The organism is Streptomyces griseoviridis, from assembly GCF_005222485.1.
Lineage (GTDB): Bacteria > Actinomycetota > Actinomycetes > Streptomycetales > Streptomycetaceae > Streptomyces > Streptomyces hintoniae.
The window spans coordinates 4,975,670-4,998,865 of the sequence record NZ_CP029078.1; the positions used below are offsets into that span (position 1 = coordinate 4,975,670).

Annotated in this window: 22 protein-coding genes and 1 pseudogene; 12 read left to right on the forward strand and 11 right to left on the reverse strand. The window is 72.4% G+C overall.

Annotated elements, in window-relative coordinates:
* Nucleotides 1-34: 34 nt before the first annotated feature.
* Complete coding sequence (locus tag DDJ31_RS21375; protein WP_127178721.1) at nt 35-1,489, reverse strand: PE-PGRS family protein; 1,455 nt, start codon at nt 1,487-1,489, stop codon at nt 35-37.
* Between the two features lie 641 nt (nt 1,490-2,130).
* Between DDJ31_RS21375 and DDJ31_RS21380 the strand changes: the two genes are divergently transcribed.
* The 3 genes and pseudogenes from DDJ31_RS21380 to DDJ31_RS39900 all read left to right on the forward strand — a co-directional run bounded on the left by DDJ31_RS21380 (nt 2,131) and on the right by DDJ31_RS39900 (nt 3,609).
* A complete protein-coding gene (locus DDJ31_RS21380; protein ID WP_127178720.1) occupies nt 2,131-2,358 on the forward strand; it encodes a hypothetical protein in 228 nt (75 codons plus the stop codon).
* A gap of 131 nt (nt 2,359-2,489) precedes the next feature.
* Nucleotides 2,490-3,318, forward strand: a pseudogene (locus tag DDJ31_RS21385) (IS5 family transposase).
* 186 nt (nt 3,319-3,504) lie between these two features.
* Nucleotides 3,505-3,609 (forward strand): DUF6221 family protein, encoded by a 105-nt coding sequence (locus tag DDJ31_RS39900; RefSeq protein WP_367396724.1) that lies wholly within the window; start codon nt 3,505-3,507, stop codon nt 3,607-3,609.
* Between the two features lie 108 nt (nt 3,610-3,717).
* Here the strand turns inward: DDJ31_RS39900 and DDJ31_RS39270 are convergent, their stop codons facing one another.
* From DDJ31_RS39270 to DDJ31_RS39280, 4 genes are read right to left on the reverse strand one after another with little or no spacing between them, the layout of a single operon-like run.
* Complete coding sequence (locus DDJ31_RS39270; protein ID WP_164784919.1) at nt 3,718-4,941, reverse strand: CHAT domain-containing protein; 1,224 nt, start codon at nt 4,939-4,941, stop codon at nt 3,718-3,720.
* A 56-nt stretch (nt 4,942-4,997) separates the two neighbouring features.
* On the reverse strand, nt 4,998-6,734 hold the full coding sequence (locus DDJ31_RS39275) for a hypothetical protein (protein WP_240678120.1): 1,737 nt from the start codon (nt 6,732-6,734) through the stop codon (nt 4,998-5,000).
* A gap of 3 nt (nt 6,735-6,737) precedes the next feature.
* Complete coding sequence (locus DDJ31_RS38775; protein ID WP_206280664.1) at nt 6,738-8,252, reverse strand: hypothetical protein; 1,515 nt, start codon at nt 8,250-8,252, stop codon at nt 6,738-6,740.
* Nucleotides 8,252-9,967, reverse strand: a complete 1,716-nt coding sequence (locus DDJ31_RS39280) for a hypothetical protein (protein ID WP_240678119.1) — start codon at nt 9,965-9,967, stop codon at nt 8,252-8,254. The genes DDJ31_RS38775 and DDJ31_RS39280 overlap by 1 nt, the downstream gene beginning before the upstream one ends.
* A gap of 135 nt (nt 9,968-10,102) precedes the next feature.
* Here DDJ31_RS39280 and DDJ31_RS21420 point away from each other — a divergent pair, with 135 nt between their 5' ends.
* From DDJ31_RS21420 to DDJ31_RS21430, 3 genes are all read left to right on the forward strand, one after another.
* The gene (locus DDJ31_RS21420; protein ID WP_127178718.1) at nt 10,103-10,528 is read left to right on the forward strand and encodes a hypothetical protein; all 426 of its coding nucleotides are present in this window, start codon (nt 10,103-10,105) and stop codon (nt 10,526-10,528) included.
* 142 nt (nt 10,529-10,670) lie between these two features.
* Nucleotides 10,671-11,837 (forward strand): DUF5954 family protein, encoded by a 1,167-nt coding sequence (locus tag DDJ31_RS21425; RefSeq protein WP_127178717.1) that lies wholly within the window; start codon nt 10,671-10,673, stop codon nt 11,835-11,837.
* 272 nt (nt 11,838-12,109) lie between these two features.
* Nucleotides 12,110-13,012 (forward strand): glycosyltransferase family 2 protein, encoded by a 903-nt coding sequence (locus DDJ31_RS21430; RefSeq protein WP_127178716.1) that lies wholly within the window; start codon nt 12,110-12,112, stop codon nt 13,010-13,012.
* 200 nt (nt 13,013-13,212) lie between these two features.
* Here DDJ31_RS21430 and DDJ31_RS21435 read toward each other — a convergent pair whose 3' ends face one another.
* On the reverse strand, nt 13,213-14,925 hold the full coding sequence (locus DDJ31_RS21435; protein WP_127178715.1) for a bifunctional 3'-5' exonuclease/DNA polymerase: 1,713 nt from the start codon (nt 14,923-14,925) through the stop codon (nt 13,213-13,215).
* 52 nt (nt 14,926-14,977) lie between these two features.
* On the reverse strand, nt 14,978-15,709 hold the full coding sequence (locus DDJ31_RS21440; protein ID WP_127178714.1) for a Clp protease N-terminal domain-containing protein: 732 nt from the start codon (nt 15,707-15,709) through the stop codon (nt 14,978-14,980).
* A gap of 106 nt (nt 15,710-15,815) precedes the next feature.
* Between DDJ31_RS21440 and DDJ31_RS21445 the strand changes: the two genes are divergently transcribed.
* Entirely contained in the window at nt 15,816-17,033 is a 1,218-nt protein-coding gene (locus DDJ31_RS21445; protein ID WP_127178713.1) for a DUF2786 domain-containing protein, read from the forward strand.
* Between the two features lie 156 nt (nt 17,034-17,189).
* Here the strand turns inward: DDJ31_RS21445 and DDJ31_RS21450 are convergent, their stop codons facing one another.
* Both DDJ31_RS21450 and DDJ31_RS21455 read right to left on the reverse strand, forming a co-directional pair.
* Complete coding sequence (locus DDJ31_RS21450; RefSeq protein WP_127178712.1) at nt 17,190-17,708, reverse strand: DUF4232 domain-containing protein; 519 nt, start codon at nt 17,706-17,708, stop codon at nt 17,190-17,192.
* Between the two features lie 294 nt (nt 17,709-18,002).
* Complete coding sequence (locus DDJ31_RS21455; RefSeq protein WP_171480867.1) at nt 18,003-18,539, reverse strand: hypothetical protein; 537 nt, start codon at nt 18,537-18,539, stop codon at nt 18,003-18,005.
* Nucleotides 18,540-18,790: 251 nt separating this feature from the next.
* Between DDJ31_RS21455 and DDJ31_RS21465 the strand changes: the two genes are divergently transcribed.
* The gene (locus tag DDJ31_RS21465) at nt 18,791-20,371 is read left to right on the forward strand and encodes a hypothetical protein (protein WP_164784918.1); all 1,581 of its coding nucleotides are present in this window, start codon (nt 18,791-18,793) and stop codon (nt 20,369-20,371) included.
* A gap of 163 nt (nt 20,372-20,534) precedes the next feature.
* Here the strand turns inward: DDJ31_RS21465 and rpsN are convergent, their stop codons facing one another.
* Together rpsN and rpmB are read right to left on the reverse strand one after the other, a co-directional pair.
* Entirely contained in the window at nt 20,535-20,840 is a 306-nt protein-coding gene (gene rpsN, locus DDJ31_RS21470; RefSeq protein WP_127178710.1) for a 30S ribosomal protein S14, read from the reverse strand.
* Nucleotides 20,840-21,076, reverse strand: a complete 237-nt coding sequence (rpmB, locus tag DDJ31_RS21475; RefSeq protein ID WP_127178709.1) for a 50S ribosomal protein L28 — start codon at nt 21,074-21,076, stop codon at nt 20,840-20,842. The genes rpsN and rpmB overlap by 1 nt, the downstream gene beginning before the upstream one ends.
* Before the next feature lie 63 nt (nt 21,077-21,139).
* On the opposite strand from rpmB, the gene rpmG reads away from it, so the two are divergent.
* The 4 genes from rpmG to rpsR are packed head-to-tail and all read left to right on the forward strand — an operon-like array spanning nt 21,140 to nt 22,934.
* Nucleotides 21,140-21,304: a 50S ribosomal protein L33 gene (rpmG, locus tag DDJ31_RS21480; protein WP_127178708.1), complete on the forward strand. Its 165-nt coding sequence runs from the start codon at nt 21,140-21,142 to the stop codon at nt 21,302-21,304.
* 9 nt (nt 21,305-21,313) lie between these two features.
* Nucleotides 21,314-21,568: a type B 50S ribosomal protein L31 gene (locus tag DDJ31_RS21485; RefSeq protein WP_127178707.1), complete on the forward strand. Its 255-nt coding sequence runs from the start codon at nt 21,314-21,316 to the stop codon at nt 21,566-21,568.
* Nucleotides 21,565-22,698, forward strand: a complete 1,134-nt coding sequence (locus tag DDJ31_RS21490) for a CobW family GTP-binding protein (protein ID WP_127178706.1) — start codon at nt 21,565-21,567, stop codon at nt 22,696-22,698. The genes DDJ31_RS21485 and DDJ31_RS21490 overlap by 4 nt, the downstream gene beginning before the upstream one ends.
* Entirely contained in the window at nt 22,698-22,934 is a 237-nt protein-coding gene (gene rpsR, locus DDJ31_RS21495) for a 30S ribosomal protein S18 (RefSeq protein ID WP_127178705.1), read from the forward strand. The genes DDJ31_RS21490 and rpsR overlap by 1 nt, the downstream gene beginning before the upstream one ends.
* The last annotated feature ends 262 nt before the right edge of the window (nt 22,935-23,196 follow it).

A 23,196-nucleotide genomic window follows, 5' to 3' on the forward strand; every position in this document is an offset into this window, starting at 1 on the left:
TTTTGAGCGCCCCGTTCCTCGTTTCTTCGGAGCGTCAGAACCAGTTTTTTGGATTGAGCGTGTGGCCTACTTCTTTGGCTGTTCCAAGGGGATTGGTCACCGCCTCCTTGGCCGCGTTGCCCACCGTGCTCGCTGCCTTGTACCCGCCCTCCTTGATGCCGTCCCAGTGCTGGACCGCCTTGGCACCCACATAGACGGCGCCGAAAGCGATGGTGGCGCCGATGGTGATGGGGTTGGGGGCTACGATGGCCGCCGTCAAAGCGGCGTTGAAGCCCGTCTCGGCGACATCCGCGACATAGGCCGCGCCCTTTTCCCGAGTGGCGAAGTTTCCCTTGTCCCACGGCCGTCCGTTGTGGTAAACGGTGTTGGCGCTGATGGCGGTCGAAGCGACACCGCTGACCACACCGAAACCGCGGAAAGCGCCAGCCACCTTTCCGGCGGTGGCCAGCCCTCTGGCCGCTGCTGCTCCTCTGCCCAGCCCCTCTGTGCCGCGCGCCAATGCGTAGGAGTTTCCGGTGACCTTGAAGAGGTTGGCGCTGGAAGCCTTTGCGGCGACACCCGCATGCGTGGTTCCTCCAAACGCAGTTGCCAGATCACTGTTTCCGCCGATGAACCGGATGATCGAATTCGGTCCCATGTTCATGAATCTGGACCTTGAAACCGCGTTCCATCCGTGACTATTGGCCCAGGCTTGCACTGAGGATACTCCAGGGATTCGAACAATTCGCTGGAATCTCTGACTGCGATAGAAATAACCGGCCAGTCTCGTGGGGATCCACGATCCTGGCGCGCTTAGTGATTTCGGGACCGGATACCAGACCTTCGCGCTCCTGGCGAATCGCACCAGGGGTCTGCTTCCGCTCCTCCGGAGCGACTGATAAATAGATTTCTGGATGCGCTGTGGCCAGTTGCCGGTGCGCCATGCCTTGCGAATACGGTTTCCGACCAGAATCGTCGTCATGGAGGTCGTGAGCACGGTGATGCGGCCGGTGCCCTCGGTGAAGCCGGTGAATTCCCGGTACGCCCCGACGAACGATTCAACTGTCTCCTTGTGTGGTCGGAGAAGAGGAATCTTCGTCAGCGCGGTCACTTCGAGGCGTTCGATCCACGCGTCGATCGATTCGTTGTCGCCTCTGCGCAGCGACTCGGCGGCCGGGTCGTCGCTCGCGGCCACGGAGTTGGCCAGGAGCAGGTGGTCGGGTGACAGGCCCTCTCCGTTGTACTTCTTGAGTTCCTCGTCGCTGAAGCCGGCCCAGCGAAGGCCCGCCTCCGGGTCGCCGTTCTCCAGCCGTGCGATGCTCGCGCGTTTGCGGAGGTCCGGTGCGGTCTCCGTCACCCAGCTCCGCAAGGGCTTCAACGCCGACAGATTGCTGGAGACGCCGAGTCGGGAGGCTCTGCTGAAGGCCTCGTCGATCTTGTCCTGTACGCCGCCCCTCCCGTCCAGGGTCTTGGCGAGTTGCTCCAGGTCGTCCGGGTTGACCGTCCTCACGCGCTGCCCCCTGCAATCCTGTTCCGTTGGTGCTGTCGGTGGCCATACCAGCCCTGAGCGAGCGTCACATGCTACGTGGGCTTGTTGTGGTCCCCGACTTGAGAGAGCGAAGGGAAATGATGGCCATTTGGTTTTCCCGCCTTCTCCGCTTGTCGACGTCGAGGTGAAGGTGAATATCAGGAAGTCCTGACGTGCCTCTCCCTCTGGGAGTGACTCGCTCGGGGTGCTCCGGCTCTGTCGCATCCCAACTGTCGACTCCGTTGGGTGAATCAGATGACGGCAGTTGACTGGTGGCCGGTGGGAACACCAGTGCGCCCGCTCTCAAGTCAGTCCAGAGGCGGCCACTGTCCACCAGCCGCCACCTCTTGATGCGACCACGGCACAGTCAGGGCCGCCCGTACGAAGGTGTTCGCGCGGCACGTCAGGGTCGGTGAACACCTTCGGAGCTGCGGCAGGGAAAGACAACAGATGGGCGTAGTGCGCCGCGCCACCTGATGTTGGTCAGCGGGAGTGGAGCAGGATCACTCCAGGCGGTGAAACAGAGAGGCTGTCCGGAACCATGGACCTGTGGGTGGGGTTCGTGATGGTCACAGGCAGGTGGTCGGCAGACATCGTCGTCCGAGGCCGGAAATGAGCCGTTCATGAGTGAGCAGAAGCAGGACCGTCGCACGGAATTGCGGGACGGGCGGCAGCGGCGGGTTCGGGTTGGGGTGTTTGTCGGTGGGGTTGTGGTGGCGCTTGTCTTCTTCGGGTTCTTTCCCGGGATGCCCCATGTCATCGACTGGGGCGCCATCCTCGTCTCCCTCGCGGTCGGGGCGTTCGCGCAATGGGGTTGGGGGGTGTGGAGGGGCGGGCGCCGTGGTTCGTAGGGGCTTCCCCTCGCTACCTTTCCGAGGGGGCGCGGGGTGGCCCGTGCGGTGGTTCTCGGGCTAGAGCGTGTCTCTTTGATCGGTTGGTCAGTTGATCGGATGTGCCTGTCCGATTAGTGATCAATGATGCGATGTGGGACCGGATCGAGCCGCTGATGCCGGCCGCTCCGGTCCGCGGTCGGTGGTGGGCCGATCACCGCCGAACCTTGGAGGCCATGGCTTGGAAGTACCGCACCTGCTCGCCGTGGCGGGACCTGCCGGACGAGCTCGGCTCGTTCCAGACCGTTCACAAACGCCTGATCAGGTGGGCCGTGGACGGCACCTGGAAACGCATCCTCGCCGCGGTTCTGGCAGCGGCCGACGCTGATGCCGACATCGGCTGGACCGTCTCGGTGGACTCCACCGTCTGCCGGGCCCACCAGCACGCAGCCGGGGCCCGGAAAAGGGGCGCCAGGCCAGGCCGAACCTGACGATCATGCCCTCGGACGCTCCCGCGGTGGCCTGAGCACGAAAGTCCACCTCGCCAGCGACGACCGTGCACGGCCCCTGGCTCTTCGCGTCACAGCAGGCCAGGCGGGCGACGCCCCGGCCTTCGAGGCCGTCATGGCCAGCATCCGCGTTCCGCGAAGCGGACCCGGAAGACCGAGGACCCGGCCGTAGGCCGTCCTGGCGGATCGGGCGTATTCATCCCGCTCTATCCGGAATCACCTTCGCCGACGCGGGATCCGCGCCGTCATCCCCCAGCCGTCCGACCAGGTCGGCCTACGTCTGCGGCGAGGCCGCGCCAGCGGTCGCCCATCAGCTTTCGACGCCGAGGCGTACAAGCAGCGCAACGCCGTCGCGCGGTGCATCAACCGAATCAAGCAGAGGCGCGGCCTGGCCATGCGAACCGACAAACTCGCCATCGCCTGCCAGTCCGCACTCCACCTTGCCGCCATCTTCATCTGGACAGCCGCTTGACCGCCGAAACGCCTTGCCCGCGAGGATGGCCGCATGGACGATCTTGTGAAGTTCCTCGTCGAACGCATCATGGACGACAACCATGCCTATGCCTACGTGGCCGACACCCTGGGCGGCGAGGCTCTTCTCGACAGCCATCTCCCCATGCTCGACCTGACTGAGCAACTGGCGCACGACTACAAGGCCATGGATCCCTCGGACCCCCGCTCGGCCGGCCTGGCTTACGCGCTTCGAGTCCTTGCCCAGTCATACGCCGAGCACCCCGCCTACCGCCAGGAATGGCGGCCATAGCCTCTCAAGGAGACACCTCTAGGTGCGCTGCTCACCTTCGGGGGCTTGAGCTTGGGCCCGTTCGGGACGTGCTGTTTGGCTTTGACGGTGACGTGTCGGTTCGCTCTGTCACCGTACGATGCACGTCAACGACGCCCACAGCAGCGGGGAATGGCTTGGGTTCCCGGTGGTGCGCCACTTGGTCAGTTGGGATTGTTGCCAAGTGGTCAGCTCGGTCACCGGGTTGTCGCTCTCGTGTGCCGTGTCTACCGCCGTCACCGCCTCCGTCAAGGGGCGTACCGTCTGCGGTACGCCTGCCAGGCGGTGGAACGCGAAGCTGGTGGGCAGGACCCAGCGGGTCGCCGTGACCAGGTCCGCGCCGTTGTGGATCATCGCCGACGCCAGTCCGAACGACTCCGCGAACCGGAGATCGCCGCCGCTCTCGCAGCCGATCAGGGCGACCCGCGGCGGCGCAGGCCACAGGCTCGACCCCGGTTCGCCGTCCGCGCGCAGCGGGAGCGTGCCCAGGAAGAGGTCCTTCGCCGCCAACGGGCGGTGTCCGCGCACCGGTTCGGCCAGGCCCGTCGCCTGGGCGTCGCAGCACAGGTGGAGCGTGACGTCCTCGCTCTGGCCGTTCTCGACCGGGGCGCCGCTCACATGCCCGACGTACAGCAGCCTCCGCGCGCCCTCGCGCAGTACGGTGCCGAGCCACTCACGGTCGAGGTCGGTGCGGCGCAGCGCCTCGGCGGGTGTGGTGACCTCCGGGGCCACCGTCCCGGCCTCCAGGCGGCGCTCGATCAACTTCAGTAGCTCCGGGTCCGAGCCGGGGCGGCCGAGGACCGAGCCGAGCGGGGAGTCCGCGCGGAAGCCGGGCACCTTCGGGTCCAGGACCAGGACGACTCTGTCCGAGGTGGCCGTGCGGTCCGTCGTCGGTCCCGGGCGGCGTGACGACGCCGGAGCGGTGGTCACCACGTCCGCCAGGTCCATCAGGCGGACGTCCTCAGTCGCATCCGCTTGGCCCGTGGGGTCAGCCAGCGCCAGTAGCTCCCAAGGGACTTGGGCTGTTCTCGGTGACGGTTGGATTCTGATCAGCGGGCGTTGGGGGCTTCTCGACCTCACCTGGTGCAGCTGCTCCGTCAGTTGTGGGGGCCAGAGCGCCTCCGCCAGGGTGTTCGCCAGTCCTCGCTCCGACTCGTACGCGGACATCGCCCCCGACCCCAGCGCCCGCGCCATCCCCTCCGCGCCCCCGCCGGGCAGCGCCGCCGTCAGCGCGGCCACCGCCCGTTCGACGTCCTCGGCCGGGCCGTGCGCGGTGCCGGAGCCCTGGACGCCACCGGCCCACGTCCAGGTCATGTGCAGGTCCCCGGCGTCGGCCAGCCGGATCTGGACCACCGGGCGGTGCGGTCCGGTCAGGTCGTCGGTGGCCAGAACGGCACCTCTTCCTCGCTCACGATCCGCCGGTGATAGCGGAACTCCGCTGCCTGGACGTACTCCTGGAGCGCGAAACGGCCCGACTCCGCCGACATCCGCACCCTCGGCGGTGGCGCGACCCGCAGGCCGGCCGTCGCCGCCGCCTCGGCCGCCGCCCCGCCCAGCAGCGACGACGGGCCCGCCCCGGAACCGGTTCCCTCGGCCGGGGTGTGCGTCTTCATCGCGGGTGCCGGGAAGACCAGGCCGGGGCGACGGTCGGGGGTGGAGGGCGGCGGGGGCGGGTCCGTGCGGGTCAGGGCCAGGGACGCGCCCGCGCAGCGGTGTTCCACCAGCTCGAACAGGAGCCCCTGATCACCCCGGCGCAGCGCCAGCCGGAACGCCAACCGCATCGCCGCGTCAGCCAGTTGGAGCCACTGACTGCGCGCGTGCGCGGTGACGAAGTCGTAGCGCGCCGCCTCCAGCGCCAGCGCGGCCGGGAGCGCGAGACCGAGCGCCATCGCGACGGACTGCGCCTCAAGGGCGCCGTGATCCGTCCGGTTCAGGTTGTCCTCAAGGGCCATGGCGAGCAACAGGTCTACCTGCGCGCACCGTTCGTACACCCGCTGCTCCTCGAACACCTCCCGCGCGGTCTGCGCCAGCCGCTGCATCTCCGCGATGTCGCCCCGGTCGTACGCCTGTTGGGCGCTCAGCAGCATGGTGTCCGCGGCGGCCAGCGCGGCACCGAGCCGCTCGAAGCGGGCCAGGCTCGACGCGGTCAGGTCGTGGGCGACGGAGGTCTCGCCGCGCTGCTCGGCGAGGAAGGCGCGGGCCTGCTCGCAGACCGCCAGGTCCGCGGCCAGGCCCTGTTCCTCGTAGAGCGCGGACGCCTCCGCGTAGAGCCGCTCCGCGTGGTCGAGGTCGCCCCGGAGCATCACGACGTACGCGCGATGGGCGAGCAGTCCCTGACGTGCGCCGTTGTCACCGGCGGCCCGGAAACCGTCGTCCGCGCGCGCCAGGTGGTCGTCCGCCAGGTCGAACCGGCCGGTCGAGGCGCAGATCACCGCCAGGCAGTCCAGCAGGCGGGGCGCGGTGGGCGACGGAGCCGGTGGACGATCGGGTCGCGGGGCGGCTGTCGGCGCGGGGGAGAGCAGCGCCGAGGCCAGTTCCTCCGCCGCGCCCCACTCGCTGCGGTCGATCAGCAGGAGCACCCGGGTCAGGCCGACCTCGGCGGCGCGCAGCCCCTCGGGGTCGTGGAACTCGGCGAGCAGTGCCGTCGCCTCGTCCACGCAGCTGCCCGCCTCGTCCAAACTCCGTGTCCTGCGCAGGAGTTCGGCCTTGGCCAGCAGTGTCTTCAGCAGGACTTCGAGCCAGACCTGGCGGCCTCGCGGTCCCATCGGGACGTCCGCCACGCCCCGCACCAGAGCGAGGGAGCGTTCGAGGGCGCGGGCCGCGGCTGCCGGGTCGGCGGCCTTGAGCTGGACCGACGCGATGTTCGACAGCAAGTGCCCGCGCAGGAAACGGACATCGGGGGAGTCGTCGAGCGACTCGGCCAGAGTGAGGAGTTCCGCGTAGACGGCCAGGGCGGCGCCCAGGTCAGGGGTCGACTGGTGGTGTTCCGCGAGCGCGAATCCCCCGTCGAAGGGTTCCCCGTAGTGTGCCTCTGTGGCCTCTGTGGCCTCTGTGGCCTCTGTGGCGTCAGCGGGAGCAGCGGGATCTGAGGGGTCCGGGGTGGTCATGGGTCAGTAATCCTCCTCCGCTGTGGTCGCGGCCGCGGCGATCTCCGCGAGGAACGGTTCATGGTCCTCGTCGCTCTCCCGCCGCGCGGGCGGCTGCGCCTCCGCTCTCGCCAGCCGTCGTCGGGCCAGCGCGCGCACCGCGTCACGGTCCGTGCGGGACGACGGTTCGAGGGTGGGGGACGGTTCCGGATCGAACCCGGGCAGCAGGATCCCGACCTCGATGCGGGGCGGGCCCGCCTCCGGGATGTGCACGTCCGCGCGGCCGGTCCACGCGTCGTCGCGCCGGGCGAGCGGCACCCGGTGCGGTGGACCGCCGTTCACGTGGACCTCCGCCGCGAGCCGCGCGCCCCCGACCGGCGCCGCCACATCGGCGACGACGTCGACCTCGATCCGCCGCCCGGCACCGACCGCGGACGCCGTCCAGGTCACCGCGTTCTCGGCGGCGTCGACGAAGCCGGGCGGGTACCGGCGCCAGTCGTTGGTGCCCGCGCCCCTGGCGATCACCCGGCCACCCGCGACGAGCGGTTCGCCCGCCGCGAGCGCGTAGTCGTGGTGCCGCCTGGCGAACAGCTCACCGACATCGACCGGCGCGGACAGGCCCGCCGGTTCGTCGAACGGCGAGGCTGGGTCCGTCGGTTGGTCGAACGGTGAGATCGAGTCCGGTGGTTCGCCGGGCGCCGTGGACCCGGCCGCCGTCTCGCCGGTGACCCCGTGGCGCTCCAAGGCGGCCCGCAGCGCGCGCAGTTCCTCCCCGTCGAGGCCGGCGCCGTCCGCCGCGTCGTCGATCAGGCGGACGACGACGTCCAGTCGGAGTGCCGTCGTCGTGCCGGGCGGCGCGGCACGCCACCAGCGCAGGAGCGGGCCGAGCGCGGCGCGGTGGTCGTCGATCAACTCGGCCGCGTCGGCGTCGGGTTGGTCCTCGACGTCGTCGAAGAGTTGCTGGCAGGTGTGGGTGAGGGCCGCCAACTCAAGGCCGAGCAGGTCGGGTTCGAGAGCCGGGATGCCGTCGAGGTAGGACGCGGGCCACCACCGTGCGGCCCAGTGCCCGAGGGCGAGCCGCGCGGCGCTGCCCGCGAGGGCGCCGGCACGCGCGTTCACCGCCGGGGCGGTCACTGGGACGGTCACCGGGGCGGCCACCGGGTCGGAGGCGCCGGTCGCTCCCACCGTCTCCGCTGCCGCTCCGTCTACCGTCCCCGCTCCCGCTCCGTCCACCGTCCCCGGTTCGTCCGTCGCCTCCGCCCCGTGCAGCGTCCCCGCCGCGTCCACGGCCCCGGCGACGGTCTCCCCGTACACCGCCCACAGCCACTGCTGCGCCCGTCCCACGTCGTGGATCTCCGCGTCGGGCAGGCCGGGCGGGCCGAGGACGGGCCAGGTCAGGACGGCACCCGCGACCCCGAGGACGGCCCGGTCGAAGGCGAGCCCGGTCGCGCTGACGGCGTCGGCCCGACCGGTGGTCACGCGCACGGTGGCGTCCTCGGCCAGGGCGACCCGCACCCGCTCCGTCTCCGGGCCCGGCATCACGCGCTCCTCCGCTCGGCCGCCGGTGGCGGGGTCGTCGCGAGGGTCCGCAGGGCCGTCCTGACCCGGGCGCGGTGGTCCATCATCACGGAGCGGGCGACCCCGTCGAGGACCGCCCAGGCCGACGCCGTGTCGGTCAGCGGCGCGTCGCGGACGTCCCGTCCGTGCAGGCGCACCCACAGGCGTCGCATGTACGCCGTCCACGGGGTGCGCAGATCGTGGGCGAGGGCCTCCAGGACGCCGCCGTCCGGATCGGGCCTCGGGGAGACGGTCATCCGGCGGGCCCGCAGCACCGAAGCCTCCCTCTGCCAACGGCTGTTGACCACTCGGTGCGCCGCGGTGCCGCCCGGCGTGAGCGCCCCGCCGCCGAGCGGGTCGAGCCCCACCCCCGTTGCTCCGCCACCCAGCGGATCGAGTCCCACCGCGAGCGTCCCGCCGAGGACCACGGCCACCCGCAGACTCTCGTCGCGCAGGCCGAGCGGAGCGCAGCTTCGACCGACCTCGTGCCGGACGAGTTCCGGGACCGTCGGCAGCTCCTCGCGGTGCGTCGACGCCTGGAGGACGGTGAACAGCCGTTCGAAGAGGGTGCGGTCGAGCGGCGCGGGAAGCGTCGCCGTCGACGCGCCCCTGCCGACCTCCGGCCGCGGCGGCACGTCGAACGCGCTCAGGCCCAGATGCGCGGGGATGTCCCTCCGTCCCCAGACCGAACCCGGACCCCCGCCCTCGCTCCCACCCGCATCGGCGCCAGCGCTCGCACTTGCATCGGCGCCCTCGCTCCCACCTGCACCGGCGCCTTCGCTCCCACCCTTACCCTCGCCGGCGCCAGCGCTCTCGACCGCAGTCTCGCCGCCGCCCGCCCACAACATCCGGCCGAGCAGGCTTCCGTGCCCGCTCTCGATCATGGACGCGAACACCCCCGCGTCCGCTTTCGAGCCCCTCCCCGATGCCGAGCCCGTCCCCGAGCGCGAGCCCGTCCCCGCCCCCGCCCCGGTCCCCGAGCCGCGCCCGCCGCAGCTCTCCAGAACCTGGCCCGCCGCCAGGACCGCTTCCCGCAGGGCCGCCGACCCCACTTCGGCCACTCCTGCCACCTGGTCTACTCCGGCCACTCCTGCCACACGGTCCACTCCGGCCACTCCAGCCCCGCCGCCCGTCCCCGCCCCCGGAAGCCGAGCCCGTCGTCCCCACTCCGCGGCCAACTCCGTGTCGAGGCGTTCCCGGCGGTCGGGGTCGGACAGCCACTCCCGCAGCGCCTCCACCGTCCGCCCGCCGGTGACGTCCGCGACGTCCGCCAGGACCTCCCTGGCGACGGCGACCGCGTCCGCCCCCTCCGACGGCGCCCCGTGTTCGGCGGCCAACTCGAAGCACCGTTGGAAATAAAGATCTTGTGGATTGCCCGCCACGATCCCCAGCGCCCGCCGGGTTTTCTTCAGCAACGTGAACCAGCGTGCCGTCGCGTCGAGCACCGGCCCCGACTCCCGTATCAGCGCGTCGAGTTGGTCGGCCTCCCGGGGCCCGAGGAAGTCCGTGGCCAGCTCGGGTCGGAGGGCAGGTCTGACGATCAGCGGCAGCACGATCAGCTTGACCGTCCGGGTCAGCGGCGCTCCACCGGGACCGCTCAGCGACTCCGGGCCCGGTCCGAGGCCGCGCCAGGCGCTGTCGATCACCATGGCCCGCGGGCGGCGCCCGTCGGTCGGCGGCTGGCTCGGGGACGGCATGGGCCCGAGGGTACGTCGTCGCGGAAGAGGCGGTCGAACCTGGGATCGGTAGGAGTTTCCCGGCTCCTACGGTTCACGGCATCGGGCTCGACCGGCGAGGAAGACGCGAGCAGGACGAAGGAAGGAAGGCACCTCATGGGAATCTTCGGGAAGCGCAAGAGCCGCGAGGAGCGGGCCGCAGAACTGGCCGAGAAGGTGGCGAGCGGCAAGGGTTTCTACGGCCGCACCACCCGCGCGTTCCTCGGCAACGAGGACTTCGCCAAGGTCCAGCAGTCGATGGCCGCGTACAACTCCGGTGTCACCGCTCAGCAGTTGGTCGCGATGGGGGCGCCGACCATGACGGCGTCCGTGGTGTCCATCGCCGACACCGGCAGGCTGATCAACTTCGACCCGGTCGTCGACCTGGTCCTCCAGCCGGCCGCGGCGGGCGCCGATCCGATCGCGCTCCAGACCATCGTCTCCAAGCTGCGCATCCCGCGCGAAGGGGACCAGGTCCTGCTGGTCGCCGACCCGGCCAACCCCGGCGCCCACCTCTACGCCGGCCACGGCGCCACCCCGTGACCCCCGTGGTCTCCTGCCCTCCGGTGACCTCCTGTCCCCCGTGACCTCCTGACCTCGTGGCCCGTGGCCCCGAAACCCAACCATCGGGTCTGTTTGCCTCCGCGCATAGCGACGGCCCCGGCCGGTCGGGCACAGTCTGTGCATGACCGGTTACGAAAACGGAGTTCCCGGCTACCTGACTTTCCGGGTGATCCCGCAGGAAGGTCCAGTCGCAGCCTTCGCGGAGCAGGAAGCCTGGCAGGCGCGGGAGTTGTACCCCGACCTGAACGGGCTGGCACTGGCCGAGTTCTTCCACGCGAAGGAACTCGACTCCGGAGGATGGAAGTTGTCGAAGTACCCCTCGGACGCACCGCAGGGGGCGAGGGATTCGCTCGGCCACCACTTCCGGGTGCGCGCGGCCGAGGCCGAGAAGGCGGGGGACGGCGAGGCGCACCGCGAGTGGATGTCGGCCGCGGTCCGGATGGACCGCGAGGTCGTCGACGAAATCCGGGTCCGCGGTGAGCGGTTCCGGATCGTGCGCGCCTCCCGGTTCCTGCGGACCGGCCCCGAGGGACCCGAGCCGCCGCGCCCCTCCGACCCCGACCCGGCCGTGCCGGGCGAGGCCCACACCCTGCCGTCCAGGATCGAGGGTCATGTCATCGACCCGCGCCTCGGCACCGGGCTCGCCGACGGCCTGCTGAGACTCGACCTGCTCCGGTTCTTCGGCTCGGTGCCCGGCGCACCGGCCGGTATGCGTGAGGACGCCCTGGACGCGGCCGAACGCTGCCCAGGCGGTGTGCTGCTGCCCGCGGTCTTCATGATCTCCGAGCGGGTGGAGGGCCGTTGGCAGGCGTTCCACCCCGGCGCGTCCGACGACACGCCGCAGGGCGCGAGGGACGGGCTGGCCACCTGGCTGCGGGTCATGGCGCCGTTCACCCTGGTGATGACGGACGAGGACCGGGCCGCCTACGCCCGCGCGGCCGACCTGCTCGACGAGAAGCGGTGCGACGACCTCACCGTGGACGGTCGCTGGTTCCGCGTCACCCGGGTCGAACGCCTGGTCAGGTTGGGCCCCGAGGGGCCGGAGGGTCCCCGCCCGCACGACTTCGACCCCGATCCGCCGGTCTCCGTCCAGACCGAGCAGTTGAAGGAGCAGGGCCTGTGGCGGGACGAGGACGACGAGGACGACACCGACCCCGTGGTGGAGCAGCGGGTGAGTGAACTTCAGGCCCTCTGGGAGCAGGAGTTGGCCCGCCGCGCGGCCGTCCAGGAGCGCCGGGCGAACCGCCGCGGGGGAGCGAGGGGCACGACGGACCAGGCGGAGGGCTGACGCCAGCATCCACATGCCACATGCCACATGCCAGAAGGCAGCAGGGGGACGGCAGAAGGCGGACGGCGGACGGATGACAGCCGACCACCACTGCCTGGTCGCTGTTGCCGCCACCCCCGCCTCCCCGCCGCCGGGCCCGCCCCCCCACGCCCCTGCCGCCCCCCCCGCCCCCACGCCACACCCGGCAACGCACCGGCGTATTGAGGAAGTCCTCATCATGAACGGCTAGCATCGCGGCCGACGTTGTCGGTCGGCCGGGATGAGGTGAGGGCATGGCGGAATCGGTGGCGCCGAGGATCGCCGTAGCCGTGGTGACCATGGGGAACCGGCCCGATGAGGTCGATGCCCTGCTGGAATCCGTGGCCAAGCAGGATCTCACCCCCACGCGCATCCTGATCGTCGGCAACGGCTGCCCGCTGCCCGACTTCGCGGAGCGCCTGTCGCTGCCCGGCGAGGTCACCCTCCTGGAGATCGACGAGAACCTCGGCTGTCCCGGCGGCCGGAACGTCGCCCTCGAACGGGTGCGCGCCTTCGGTGACGTGGACGTCGTCGTCGAGCTGGACGACGACGGGCTCCTCGTCGACGCCGATGTGCTGCGCCGCGTCGCCGACCACTTCGCCGCCGATCCCCGCCTCGGCATCGTCGGTTTCCGCATCGCCGACGAGCACGGCGAGACCCAGCGGCGGCACGTGCCCCGGGTCGGCGCGGCCGATCCGATGCGCGGCGGGTACGTCACCGGGTTCCTCGGCGGCGGCCACGGCCTGCGCACGGCGATGCTCGACCAGGTCGGCGACTGGCCCGCCGCGTTCTTCTTCGCCCACGAGGAGACGGACCTCGCGTGGCGTGCCGTCGACGGCGGCTGGCGCATCCGGTACGCGCCCGAGCTGCTGCTCCAGCATCCGAAGACGTCGCCCGCCCGGCACGCCATCTACTACCGGGTCAACGCCCGCAACCGGGTGTGGCTGGTCAGGCGCCGCCTTCCGTGGCCGCTCGTCCCCGTCCACCTGGGGGTGTGGACGGCGCTCACCCTGCTGCGGATCCGGTCGCGGGCGGGACTGCGGGCCTGGTTCGGCGGGTTCGTGGAGGGCTGGCGGGAGCCGGCCGGTGAACGGCGGCCGATGCGCTGGCGCACGGTCTGGCGACTCACCCGCCTCGGCCGCCCACCCGTGATCTGACCCCACCCGTGATCTGACCCCACCCGCGATCTGCCCCCCTGCCGGTCTGACCCCTCGTGACCCAGCCCCTCCGTACCCAGCCCCCATGACCCGGCCCCCATGACCCAGCCCCCTGACCCAGCCCCGCCATGACCCAGCCCCCTCATGACCCAGCCCCCTGATCTGGACCCCCGTGACCTGACCGCTCCCCACCGCTCCCCTCACTTCGCGTCGGCGTAGCACTCCACCACCGCCGTCGTGAACGGGAACCGCACCGGGGTCCGGCCGAACGTCAGGCGGCCGGCCAGCTCGGACGCTTCCCGGATCGCCGCGACGACGGTCTCGGCCTCCTCCTCGGGACAGTGCACGATCACCTCGTCGTGCTGGAAGAAGACCAGCTCGGCCGCCATCCCCGCGCAGCTGCTGCGCAGTGCGGCGAGCAGCAGCAGGGCCCAGTCGGCCGCGCTGCCCTGGACGACGAAGTTGCGCGTGAAGCGCCCCCGGGCGCGGGCGTCGCTCGACGCGTAACCCGGCACCCAGTCCCCGGACCCGCCGCCTCTCTCCTGCTGAACCCCCTTCTCCAGGGAAGGTTCCTGCGGAAGGCCCGCCTCCTCGGCCGCGTCGCCGCCCGCGCCGGCGGCCGGCGGGCAGGTGCGGCCCAGCCAGGTGCGGACCAGCCTGCCCTCCTCCCCGGCCCGTGCCGCGTCGTCGACGTAGGCGACCGCGCGGGGGAAGCGGCGGCGGAGCGCGGCGAGGTTCTTCAGGCCGTCCCCCGAGGTCTGGCCGTAGACCGCGCCGAGCACCGCCAGTTTGGCCTGGGCGCGGTCGCCCGCGAAGGCGCGCTCCGAGACGGACTGGTAGAGGTCGCTCTCCCGCCCGGCCACCTCCATCAGACCGGGGTCGCGGGAGATGGCCGCGAGGACCCGGGGTTCCATCTGGTCGGCGTCGGCGACGACCAGCCGCCACCCCGGGTCGGCGACCACCGCGCGCCGGATGACCTTGGGGATCTGGAGGCCGCCCCCGCCGTTGGTGACCCAGCGTCCGGTGACCGTGCCGCCCGCGAGGAACTCCGGTCTGAACCGTCCTTCGCGCACCCAGTCCTGGAGCCAGGACCAGCCGTGGGCGACCCAGATCCGGTACAGCTTCTTGTATTCGAGCAGCGGCTTCACCGCCGGATGGTCGAGGGACTCGATCTCCCAGCGCCGGGTGGAGCGCACCTTGACGCCTGCCTGCGCGAACGCCTTCACGACGTCGGCGGGCAGGTCGGGTCTGACCCGGCGGCCGAAGGCGGCGGACACCTCGTCGGCCAGCTCGGCGAGGCGGCGCGGCTCGCCGCCGCCCGCGTACCGCTCGCCGAGCAGGTCGTGCAGCACCTGCCGGTGCACCTCGGCGCTCCACGGCAGCCCGGAGCGGTTCATCTCGGCGGCGACCAGGGTGCCCGCCGACTCGGCGGCGGTCAGCAGCCGCATGCGGTCGGGGTGGGCGGTGGCGTCGTGTCTGCGCTGCTGCGCCGCGTAGACCTCGACGAGGTCGGTGAGCGGGAGGTGGACGGCCTCCGGCTCGAAGAGGGAGGACTGCGCGCCCGGTTCGGCCGAGCGCTGCGGCGGGTCGGCGGGGACCGGGCCGCCGCGCAGCCTGGCCAGCGCGGCGGCGGCCGAGCGGGGTTCGCCGTGCCTGCCCTCGTGGCCGAGCAGCAGGGTCTCGGCGTCCTCCAGGTCGTAGCACCGCTCCACCCGCACCCCCGAGGCGAGCAGGCGCGGGTAGACCTCGGCCGTCGACCGCCACACCCACCGGCCGACCTCGGGCCGCTTCCTGACGGCCGCCGCGAGGTCGGGCTCGTGCCGCACGGGCCCCGCGGGCAGCCCGTCCCCGCCGAGGGGGACGACCTCCGCGCCACCGCCCTCGGCCGGAGCGAGCGCCCACCTCTCGGCCATGCCCCCGAGTCTCGCACCGACCACTGACAACAGCCCGTGGCCCGCCCCCGGGCTACTCCTTCTCCTGCGTCCCGAGGTAGACGGCGAGCATCTCGACGACCTTGGCCTCCACCGGTTCCTTGGCGAGGCCGACGTCGGCGAGGACCCCGCTGCCGTGCTCGAACTCCAGCAGGGCCAGCAGGATGTGCTCGGTGCCGATGTAGTTGTGGCCCAGGCGCAGGGCCTCCCTGAAGGTCAGTTCGAGGACCTTCTTGGCGTCCGAGCCGTAGGGCACCAGCTCGGGAACGGTGTCGGCGGCGGCCGGCAGCGCGGCGGTGGCCGCCTCGCGCAGCGCGTCGAGGGTGACGCCCCGCGCGGCGACGGCGTGCGCGGCCAGTGCCTCAGGTTCGGACTCCAGGCCGAGCACCAGGTGCACGGGCTGGACCTCCGTGTTGCCCGCCGCCTTCGCCGCGTTGTGGGCGGCCGCCACCACGTTGCGGGCGCGCGGGGTGTAGCGGCTGAACCCCTGGCTGGGGTCGAGGTCGGCGGACTCCTTGGGCACGAACCGCTTCTGCGCGGCCTGCCGGGTGACGCCCATGCTCCTGCCGATGTCGGTCCAGGAGGCGCCGGAGCGCCTGGCCTGGTCGACGAAGTGGCCGATCAGATGGTCGGCCACCTCGTCGAGGTGGTCGGCGGCGATCACCGCGTCCTCCAGTTGGTCGAGAGGCTCGGCGTGCACCTTCTTGATGGCTTCGATGAGGTCGTCGAGACGTACCGGGGACGTCCCGGCCGGATTCTTCGTCATGTGTCAACCGTAGGTTGACAGTGGGAGGGTGTCAACCTCGCGTTGACACCTCGTCGTCGGGCGGTGGTGGCGTCGGACTGTCAGTGCCCCGTGTCACGATCGAAGGGTGAGCAGCACGCCCAGCGGCGGCGCGACCGTCGACCGCGCCTTCGAAGCCGCCCTCTACGCCGACTCGGGCCCCGCCCTGGACACGGGTGCCTCCGTGCTGGCCGCCGACCCCGCCGCCGACGGCGAACTGTCCCGCAGGGGAAGGGAGTTCGTGGCCGCGCTGTGGCGGCGCGGCTGGCAGCCCGCCGACGTCGTGCGGATCGTCCGGCGCGATCTGGACGACGTCCACGTGCGGCTGGCGGCCCGGCTGATCCGCGCGCAGGCGCCCGACGACCGTCCGCGCGGCCCCCGTTGGGCGGCGCAGATACAGGCGCTGCCCGGCGAACCCTCGTCAGGCAGCGGCGACGACGGCGGCGGCAGCGGCGGCGGCGGCACCGGACGCGCCGACCGGGCTGCCCGCGCCGATCGTGCCGCCCGCGCCGACCGTTCCGCCCGCACCGACCGCTTCTCGCACGCGACCGCCGTCCTTGAGCTGTACCGCCTGCTGCTGCGGCTCCCCGCGCTCGAACCCCTGGACGAGGAGCGGTCGGCCGGGCCGCCGAGACCGGCGTCCAAGATGCTCACCCGGATCAGGGCGCTGCTCGTGAAGGCGGAGGCCACGGGGTTCCCCGAGGAGGCGGAGGCGCTGACCGCCAAGGCGCAGGAGCTGATGGCCAGGCACAGTGTCGACGAGGCGCTGCTCGCCTCCCACGCGCCCGCGCCCGACGCCCCCGGGGCCTGCCGGATCGGCGTCGAGCCGCCGTACGAGCAGGCCAAGGCTGTGCTGCTGGACGCGGTGGCGGACGCCAACCACTGCCGGGCCGTGTGGAACGAGGCGTTCGGTTTCTCCACGGTCGTCGGGTTCGAGGCCGATCTGGAGGTCGTGGAGCTGCTGTTCACGTCCCTGCTGGTGCAGGCGACGACGGCGATGACGAAGGCGGAGGCGGCGCAGCGCGCGGGCGGGCGCAAGCGGACCAAGACGTTCCGGCAGTCGTTCCTGGCCGCCTACGCGCACCGGGTCGGCGCCCGCCTGGCGAAGGCCGCCGAGACGCAGGTGAGCGACGACCTGCTGCCGGTGCTCGCCTCCCGCGAGGTGGCGGTCGGTTCGGCGACGGACCGGATGTTCCCGCAGACGACCAGCACCCGGCTGCGCGGGGTGACGGACGAGGCGGGCTGGACGGAGGGAGCCGAGGCGGCGGACCGGGCCCAGGTCGCCCACCGCCCCCGTCTGCCCTGACCCGCGGAGAACCCCGCCGCCGGCCCTCGGTCCCCACTTGCCCTGACCCCCGACGTCCCGAGCCGCCTCCGACCCTCAGCCCCCGACGCTCAGCCCCCGACCTCAGCCCCCGACCTCAGCCCCCGACGCTCAGCCCCGACCCTCAGCCCCCGAACCTCAGTCCCCGGCCTGCTGGAACGGCGTCACCGAGGCGTCCGGCGTCTTCGCCCCGCCCTTCAGCGCGACATCGCCGTACGACCACGGGAAGGTGTGCTTCGCGGTGGCGCCCGGCAGCGAGAACTCCCCGTTGCGCACCGCCAGGCTGCCGGACCCGCCGGTCGCGCCCCTGACATAGGTGAGCGTGAAGGAGGCGGTCGCGTCCTTGGCGAGCGTCACCTTCTGCGGCTTGGCGGCCTTGTCCTCGGGGACGTCCGCGGTGGTGCCGCCCGCCTTCAGGTGGACGGCGGGGAAGCCGGTCACGGTGCACTCGGCGCCGTGGTTGGTGATCGTCACGGTGACGTTGCCGGTGTCGCCGGCCGCCGGCGCGGCGCTGGCGTCGACCTGGACGCCGACGCCGGTCAGCGCGCAGGCGCCGCCGACCTCGCTCTTGGAGTCGTCGCCCGAGTCGTTGGCGTCGCAGGCGGTGAGCAGGAGGGCCGCGGCGAGGGCGGCGACGGTGAGGCGGGTGGCGCGCATGAGGGGTTCCTTGGGTGGTGCGGGGGAGGGACGCGGGTGCTCGTGTCCATGGATCATCACGCACGAACCCGTGGGCCGGTTGCCACCCCGGAGAAACCCCGAGAAGTCCCACCACCACGCGCCGCCCGCGAAGCCGCGCGCCCCCACGCCCCACCGAACCGAGCCCTGCCCGCGAAGCCACGCGCCCCAAATCCAGTTGAGCCGAGGTCACTCCCACCGAACCGAGCCGCGCCCGCGAAGCCACGCGCCCCCAAATCCAGTTGAGCCGAGGCCACTCCCGCAGGGGCGTGTCCGCTACTGCCCGAGTCCCGCCGTCGGCAGACCGCTCGGTAGTTTGCCGCCCTCCGCTCGGGTGTACGTCTCCGTCCCCAGCTTTCCCGACCAGGTCACCTTCAGGGCCGACTTGTCCACCGAGTCGACCATCCCGGTCGCCCGTGAGCCGTCGCCCTTCGTGCAGGTGAGGTGGATCATCCGCATGCCCGCCTCCTCGCCCGCGCTCCCGCTGCACACGGTTCCGCCGGTGACGAAGAGACCGGCCTGCTTGCCGGTGATGACCAGGGCCACGGCCTTGCCGTCGGTGGTGGCGAGCCAGCTCCCCTGGAGCCCGTCGGACGCGGTCGTCGTGCCGCCGCCCCCGCTGCCGCCGCCCCCGCTGCCGCCGTCGGCGCTCGCCGACGCGCTCGCGGCCGGGCTCGACGCCGAGCCCGAGGCGTCCCCGTCACCGCCCCCGCTCCCGCTCCCGCCTCCGTCGTCCCCGCCGCCACAGGCCGTCAGCACCAACGCGCCCACCAGCCCGGCGCCCGCCAGCACCACACGTCGTACTGGTCCCACGCACCCCACGCGCCCCACCCGTCGCGCCGGGTCCTCCCGGCCCGCCCGGTCCTCCCGGCCCGCCCGGTTCTCCGGGTCCTCCCGGTCCGCCGAGCCCGTCGAATCCGAATTCGCCCACGTCACCGGAAGCCCCCAAGCAGCTAGCTGTAGCGGGTTGGCCTGAACACGCCCGCAGCAAGCTACCAGGGACCCCCGTCACCGCCATGGGGGTCAGCTGTGAGACGTGGACGTCGTTCGGGCAAGGTGGTCCGATGAACGTCACTGGTTCCAGGGGCCGTTGGGCGGCCGTCGTGGTGGCCGCGGCCCTCGTCGCGCTGCTCGGCGGCTGCGGTGGCGCGTCCGGCGGATCGCGGTTGCGGCTGCACGTGCCCTCGGTCGTCTACGTCTCGACGGACCCGGACCGGGCCCTCAGTTCCGAGAACGATCTCGACGTCAGCCAGGAGCTGACCGGTGGCGGGCCGGCCGACGTCTCGGTCACGTTCGATGTCCGTGGCCTCGCGGGAGTCGCCGTGCTGAAGAGGGGCGCGGAGCGGTGCCACATCGAGCGGATCAGGCGACCGGTGTTCGGCTGCACCATGCGCACGGACCGGCAGAACTCCGCGTCGCAGAAGTTCCACGTCGTGCCGGCCGAGGGCAGCCGCGCCGGTGACTCCGGCGTCGTGCGCTACACGGTGCGCGCGCCTGGCGTCCGGGCGGTCACCGGCCGGACCACCGTCGTGGTGGGGACCCCGGAACTGGAGGTGGCGCGGTGGCCCGACCGTACGACCGTGGCCCCGGGCGGCACGGTCGGTGTCCGGGTCGTCGTGCGCAACACCGGGGAGGTGCCCGCGCGGGGTGTGGTCCTGCGGATGGCGGCGAGGGACGGATTCTCCTTCGACGGCACGCACCGCAACTGCCGTTATCACGGCGGGTCGGCGTGGTGCCCGCTGCCGGCCTCCGAAGCGGTCATCGCGCCCGGCGAGGCGTACGCGCTCGCCGCTCCCGAGCGGCTGCGCGCGTCGGCCGACGCGATGTACCCCGGCGTCGCCTACTCCGCCGACGCCCTCGCGGGGGAGTACGTGGAGCCGCCGGGGAGCGGGGCGCGCTCCACGGCGGGTTCCGGCCCCGCCCTACGGCTGGTCCCGACGACCCCGACCACTCCAACCACTCCGACCACCCCGACCACTCCGACCACCCCGACGACCCCGACCACTCCGACGACCCCGCCCGCCGATCCGCCGGGCCCCGACCTCCGGGTCGCCGTCGCCAACCACGCGGACCTCGCCGCCGTGGGCGCCACCGTCAAGGGCCCGGTCGGCAGTCGGCAGGAGCTGCGGATCGGCTTCCGCACCCGTGGCCCGGGGTCACCGCGCGGCGCGCGCGTCACCGTCGATCTCACCGTGCCGGCGGGCACGAGCGTCGTGCGGTCCCCGTACGACCCGGAACGGGACGAGGAAGTGCTCGACCAGGACTGCCGGGCCCTGCGCCCGGACGGCACCCCGCTGACCGAGTCGGCCGCCGACCGGCAGCCGTCCGCCCGCCGCTACGCGTGCTCGGCTCCGGGCGGCAGGGCCGGCGGACTGACCCTGTTCCCCTTCACCTTGCGCATCGACCGGGAGATGGCGGAGCGCGGCGGCGAGGTCACCGTGCGGGGCGCGGACCCGGGGCACCCCGGCCACGACGACCGGCCGGCGAACGACACGGCCGGTGTCGCCGTACGGGTCTGGCCGGGGCCCGCCTGGGCGACGGCGACGTTCTACGCCACGGCGACCGCCGGTCTCGTCCTGGTGCTGCTCCTGGCCGCCGCCGTCGTCCTACGCCGTCGCGCGCGGAGGGGCATGACGACGGGATGAGACGTCCCGGCCGGGGGAGAGGGTCGGCGGAGCCCCCGACCCGAGGCCGACGACAGGACGGCGCCCCCGCCACCACCCCCCGAAGGCCACTCCCCCCGGAGGGCCACCCCCATCACCGCCCCCGAAGGGCCGCTACCCCATCACCGCCCCCCGAAGGCCCCCGTCACCAAGACGACTTACGCACCCCCGGCAGGAAGCCCGCGTGTGCCTGGCCCCGGAGGGAGATGCGGGACAGGCCGAAGCGGCGGACGTAGCCGCGCGGGCGGCCGTCCACCTGGTCGCGGTTGCGTACCCGGGTGGCGCTCGCGTCGCGTGGCTGGCGTCCCAACTCCCGCTGCGCGCCCAGGCGTTCCGCCTCCGTCGAGGAGGGCCTGCGGATGATCTCCTTCAGTTCCGCGCGCCGTACGGCGTGCCGGGCCACGATCTCGCGGCGCCGTTCGTTCTTCGCGATCTTGCTCTTCTTCGCCATCAGACCCGCACCCCCCGCGCCCGGATGCGGGCCACGGCCGCCTCGACGCCGATCGTGTCGACGGTCCTGATCCCGCGCACGCTCAGCCGCAGCCTGACGTGCCGGTTCTCGCTCTCCAGCCAGTAGCGCCTGGACTGGATGTTGGGGTCGAAGCGGCGGGACGTGCGCCGGTGGGAGTGGGAGACGCGGTTGCCGAAGCCGGGCTTCGCGCCGGTCAGCATGCAGTGCGCGGACATGGGTGACGTACCTCTCTGGAAGCCATTGTCGCTAATGGATGTCATTTTCAGTAAGGTATCAGCATGGCACGCAACGAACTCCGTCCGGTCGTCAGGCTGCGGTCCACCGCGGGGACCGGTTTCACCTATGTGACCCGTAAGAACCGGCGCAACGACCCCGACCGGATGGTCCTGCGCAAGTACGACCCGGTCGCCCGCCGCCACGTCGACTTCCGAGAGGAGCGCTGAACCCCCGCCATGCGCAAGGAGATCCACCCGTCCTACGGCCCGGTCGTCTTCCGTGACCGGGCCGCGGGCCACGCCTTCCTGACCCGTTCGACGATGACCAGCGAGAAGACGATCGCCTGGGAGGACGGCGAGACCTACCCGGTGGTCGACGTCGAGATCTCGAACGTCAGCCACCCCTTCTACACCGGCACCGCCCGCGTCCTGGACACCGCCGGCCGCGTCGAGCGCTTCGAGCGCAGGTACGGCAAGCGGGGCGAGGCGTGAGCCTGTCCGTGGCGATCGTCGGCGGCCTGCACGCTGACGCCCGCCGCGCCACGGTCGCCGCCCTCCTCGCCGAGGTGCCCGGCAGCGTCGTCCTCCACCACGACCTCGCGACGGCGGTGGCGGGCACCGTCGTGCGGACGGTCAGGGACGCCGAGGGCGTCGTCTCGGCGGGCGAGGCGCCCCTGGTCAACGACTGCGCCTGCTGCGCCCTGCGCGAGGACCTGGTCCCCGAGCTGCGCCGGCTCGCCGATGCGGGGCTGACCCGGCTCGCCGTGGTCGAGCTGTGGGACTCGGTCGAGCCCAAGGCGATGGCGGAGGTGGTCGCGGCCGGCGGACTCACCGTCACCTCGGTGATCACCGCCGTCGATCCGGCCCTGCTGCTGCCGTACTTGGGCAACGGCGACGATCTCGCCGAGCGCGGTCTCGCCGCCGCCGCGACCGATCAGCGCACGGTCGCCGACACCTTCGCCAGGCAGTTGGAGTACGCCCCGGTGCTCGCGGTCGTCGACTCACCCGAGGCGGACGAGGAGGACCGCGAGCTGCTGGCCCAACTGCACCCCACGGCACGGCAGGTGCCGCTCGCGGGCGGCGGGTCCGCGCTGGCGCTCGCCGCGCTGGCCGGGTTCGACGTCGAGGCCGCCGCAGCCGCCCAGCACCCGGCGTGCGCGCTGCTGCCCGCCGAGGCCGACGCGCACGGCGTCGCCACCCTCGTCTGGCACCGCAGGCGGCCGTTCCACCCGGCGCGGCTGTACGCGGCGCTGGAGGATCTGACCTGCGCCGCCGCCCGCAGCCGGGGCCGGTTCTGGCTCGCCGACAAGCCGGACGCGCTGCTGCACTGGGACGCGGCGGGCGGCGCGCTGTGCGTGGAGAGCGCCGGGCCGTGGCTGGCCTCGCTGCCCGACGCGGCCTGGGAGATGGTGCCCCCGGTGCGCCGGGCCGCCGCCGCCCTCGACTGGCACGCGGTGCACGGCGACTGCTGCCAGCACCTGGTCTTCACCTCCCCGGGCCTGGACCGCGACGGGCTCGAACACCTGCTGGAGTCCTGCCTGTTGACCGACACCGAGTACGCCGCCGGGCGGGACGCCTGGGCCGGGCTCTCGTCCGACTTCGACACCCTTCTGGAGATCTGATGCCGCGCAGGAGCGACCCGAACAGGCCCGTCAAGAACCGGCCCAACCCGCTGCACCAGGCCCGCGTCGAGTACATCGACTACAAGGACACCGATCTGCTGCGGAAGTTCCTCTCCGACCGGGGCAAGATCCGCAGCCGCCGCGTCACCCGGGTCACTGCCCGGCAGCAGCGGCTGCTGGCCCGCGCGATCAAGAACGCCCGGGAGATGGCGCTGCTGCCCTACGCGAGCCGCTGAGAACCGCGAGCCAGATGGGAACCGCGAGCCGCTGAGAACCGCGAGCCAGATGAGAACCGCGTGCGCCGGGAACCGAGGGCGCCGGGAACCGAGGGCCATGAGAACCGCGAGCGTCGGGAACCGCGTGCGCGGAACTCCGCTTCGGTGACGCACAGTTGACCCCGCGGCCGGCCGAACTTTTCCGGGCCGCGGGCCGTGCAGGTTGATGACTACGTTGTCCGGCATGTTCGGGCAGGTCGGGGGCAGACGCGGAACCAGTTCC